This window comes from Streptomyces durbertensis (assembly GCF_014156695.1).
Classification (GTDB): Bacteria; Actinomycetota; Actinomycetes; order Streptomycetales; family Streptomycetaceae; genus Streptomyces; species Streptomyces durbertensis.
On the sequence record NZ_WMLF01000492.1, the window covers coordinates 1 to 3,750 of the forward strand.

General features: G+C 74.6%; 2 protein-coding genes and 1 pseudogene. All 3 read left to right on the forward strand.

Annotated elements, in window-relative coordinates; all coding sequences use genetic code 11:
- Positions 1-578, forward strand: a pseudogene (locus GL263_RS23205) (dTMP kinase); the annotation flags it as partial.
- 161 nt (positions 579-739) lie between these two features.
- Positions 740-1,948, forward strand: a complete 1,209-nt coding sequence (locus tag GL263_RS23210; RefSeq protein ID WP_182857698.1) for a DNA polymerase III subunit delta' — start codon at positions 740-742, stop codon at positions 1,946-1,948.
- A gap of 68 nt (positions 1,949-2,016) precedes the next feature.
- Positions 2,017-3,603, forward strand: coding sequence for an alpha/beta hydrolase (locus tag GL263_RS23215; protein ID WP_182857699.1), 1,587 nt, complete (start codon positions 2,017-2,019; stop codon positions 3,601-3,603).
- Positions 3,604-3,750: the final 147 nt, after the last annotated feature.

A 3,750-nucleotide genomic window follows, 5' to 3' on the forward strand; every position in this document is an offset into this window, starting at 1 on the left:
CCGCCCCGCCGTCCACCACGCCGCCTTCCGCGCAGGCCGCTTCGTCCGGCCGGCGACCGACCGGCGGCAACGAGGACGACACCGTGCAGGTCCCCCGGCCGCCCGCCGCGGAGGAGGAGACGACCGTCCTGCCGCAGGTGCCTGCCGAGGCGCGGGCCGACGAGACGGCCGTGCTGCCCCGGGTCCCCGCCGACGAGGCGGAGACCACGGCCCTTCCGCAGGTCGCCCCCGAGCAGTCCCGCCCGGACGCCCGCGGCTCCCGGAACACCACGCCGGCCGCCGCGCCGGACGAGGCCGAGACCAGGGCTCTTCCGCGCGTACCCGAGGACAACGCCGCGCCCGACCGCACCCGCGAGCTGCCGCAGCTCGACGACAGCGGCCGCCCGCGCCGCCCGCGTCCGGAGTGGGCCGAGGAGACCCCGATGGACGACCTCCCCACGCTCGCCGACGAACTCCTCGGCCCCTTCGAGGACGCCGACGACGTAGACGACGCCGGGGACGCGGGGAAGCCCGGGAAGCCCGGAAGCACCGGGACCGCCGACGAGGAGAGCGGCCGGAACCGCGGGAAGCGCCGCTGACCACCTGCACCACCCGTCCCGCCCGCTGCTCACCGCGCCGCGCGGCCGTCCGCCACTGTCGGTGCGATGACGGAGAATGGCGGCGACGGCGACAAGAACAGCGACTCAAGCACAACAAGCAGCACAACGGCCCCACAGGCCCGACCGACGGAGGGAGCCCCATGGCGGTCTGGGACGACCTGGTCGGTCAGGACCGGGTCGCGGCGCAGCTGACGGCCGCCGCCCGTGACGCCGACGCGTATGTCACGGCCGCGGCGGCCGGCGAGCCGGCGCCGACCGGCGGCTCGTCGATGACGCACGCCTGGCTGTTCACCGGCCCGCCCGGCTCCGGTCTGGCGACCGCCGCCCGGGCCTTCGCCGCCGCACTCCAGTGCGTCAGCCCCGACCGGGCGCTGGGCGGCGCCCCCGGCTGCGGCTTCTGCGACGGCTGCCACACCAGCCTCGTCGGCACCCACGCCGACGTGGAGATCGTCCGCACCGACCTGCTGACGATCGGTGTGAAGGAGACCCGCGACCTGGTGCGCCGGGCCCAGCTCTCGCCGGCGGGCGGGCGCTGGCAGGTGATCGTCCTGGAGGACGCCGACCGGCTCACCGAGGGCGCCGGCAACGTCCTCCTCAAGGCCGTCGAGGAGCCCGCCCCCCGCACGGTCTGGCTGCTGTGCGCGCCCTCCACCGAGGACGTGCTGCCGACGATCCGCTCCCGCTGCCGCCAGCTCTCCCTGCGTACGCCGGCCGTGCAGGCCGTCGCCGACCTGCTGATCCGCCGCGACGGCGTCGATCCGGCCCTCGCGCACGAGTGCGCCCGCGCCACCCAGGGCCACGTCGGGCGGGCCCGCCGGCTGGCCACCGACGAGCGGGCCAGGGCCCGCCGCACCACGGTGCTCCGCATCCCCCTGCGGGTCGACGGCGTCGGCGGCTGCCTCAAGGCGGCCCAGGAGCTGATCGACGCCGCCGCCGAGGACGCCAAGCAGAGGGCCGAGGAACTGGACGCCAAGGAGACCGACGAGCTGCGGGCCGCGCTCGGCGGCAGCGAGGGCAAGCGGATGCCGCGCGGCACGGCCGGCGCCATGAAGGAGCTGGAGGACCGTCAGAAACGCCGCGCCACCCGCACCCAGCGCGACTCGCTCGACCTGGCGCTCACCGACCTCACCGCCTTCTACCGCGACGTGCTCGCCCGCCAGCTCGGCACGGCCGTGGGCCTCGGCGGAGGCGGCGCGGACGACGCCGTCGCGCAGGTCGCCGCGACCAGCCGCCCCGAGCAGACGCTCCGCCGGATGGAGGCCGTCCTCGCCTGCCGGGAGGCCCTGGACCGCAACGTGGCCCCGCTGCTCGCCGTCGAGGCGATGACCGTCAGCCTCCGCTCCGCCTGACCGCTTGATCGTTTAGCGCGTTGTACGCTCCCCGACAGGACGTCCGAACGGTCGGCGAGAGGTCGCGCATGGGAAACAAGGGACTGGTCCGCGCCGCCGCCGCGCTGCTGACCGCGGCACTTCTCCTCACCGGCTGCACCGACGGCAACGGCGGCAAGGCCGCCCCACCCCTCGAACCGCAGGACTACGGCAAGCGCCAACCGGGCACGACCGAACTCCTCCAGCCGCTCCCCACCGCCGTCCCCGACGAACTGCGCCCCTACTACGGGCAGAAGCTGCGCTGGCGGGACTGCGGCACCAAGGGCTTCGAGTGCGCCACCCTGCGCGTCCCGCTCGACTACGCCGCGCCCGACGCGGACGAGGACGTGCGCCTGGCCGTCGTCCGCACCCGCGCGACCGGCTCGCAGGAGCCCATCGGCTCCCTGATGGTCAACCCCGGCGGGCCGGGCAGCTCCGCCGTCGAATACGTGCGGCTCGCCGCCGGCGTCGGCTTCCCGGCGGAGATCCGGGCGCGCTACGACATCGTCGGCATGGACCCGCGCGGCGTCGCCGGCAGCCAGCCCGTCGAGTGCCTCGACGGCCCCGCGATGGACCGCCACACACAACTCGACATCACTCCCGACGACGCGGCCGAGGCCAAGGCCCTCACCGCCGCCAACAAGCGGTTCGCCGACGGCTGCCGCCGCCAGGCCGGCAAACTCCTCGACCACGTGTCGACCACCGAGGCCGCCCGCGACATGGACGTCCTCCGCGAGGTCCTCGGTGACCGCAAGCTGCACTACGTCGGCTTCTCCTACGGCACCCAGCTCGGCGCGACCTACGCCGGGCTCTTCCCCTCCCGCGCCGGCCGCCTCGTCCTGGACGGCGCGATGGACCCCTCCCTCAGCGCCGAACAACTCAACCGCGACCAGACCGCGGGCTTCAACACCGCCTTCAACGCGTTCGCCGCCGACTGCGTCCGCCGCTCCGGCTGCCCCCTGGGCACCACCAGCGCCAAGGACGCCGCCGAACGCCTCGCCGACTTCTTCGAACGCGTCGACCGCGAACCCCTCGACACCGGTGAGGACCGCCCGCTCACCGAGGCCCTGGCCACCACCGGCGTGATCTTCGCCATGTACGACGAGAACGCCTGGGGCATGCTCCGCGACGCCCTCACCGACGCCATGAAGGGCGACGGCGCCGCCCTCCTCCGCCTCGCCGACGCCTACAACGAACGCGACCCCGACGGCAGCTACGGCAACATCATGTTCGCCTACACCGCCGTCACCTGCCTCGACCAGCCCGCCGCCTTCGCCGACCCCGCGGAAGCCCGCAAGGCCGTGCCCTCCTTCGAGAAGGTGTCCCCGGTCTTCGGCCGCGGCTTCGCCTACGCCGCCCTGATGTGCGCCGACTGGCCGGCGAAGCCGACCGGCCGCCCCCACCGCATCGAGGCCGCCGGCGCCGACCCCATCCTCGTCATCGGCACCACCCGCGACCCGGCCACCCCCTACATCTGGGCCGAGAGCCTCGCCGAACAACTCCGCTCCGCCACCCTCCTCACCTACGACGGCGACGGCCACACCGCCTACGTCCGCGGCGGCGACTGCGTCAACGACGCCGTCAACGCCTACCTCCTCGAAGGCCGCGTCCCACCCGCCGACAAACGCTGCCCCTGACCCCTCCCGACCATGGCGCCGACCACCTCCCGGAACTGTGTAGACTGGTCCGCGCCGCGGTCGCCACACGCCACCGCAGCACGCCGCCTTAGCTCAGTCGGCCAGAGCGACGCACTCGTAATGCGTAGGTCAAGGGTTCGATTCCCT

Excerpts from the sequence above, each read along its gene's own strand:
- GL263_RS23210 (WP_182857698.1), top strand. The coding sequence starts at position 740 with ATGGCGGTCTGGGACGACCTGGTCGGTCAGGACCGGGTCGCGGCGCAG.
- GL263_RS23215 (WP_182857699.1), top strand. The coding sequence starts at position 2,017 with ATGGGAAACAAGGGACTGGTCCGCGCCGCCGCCGCGCTGCTGACCGCG.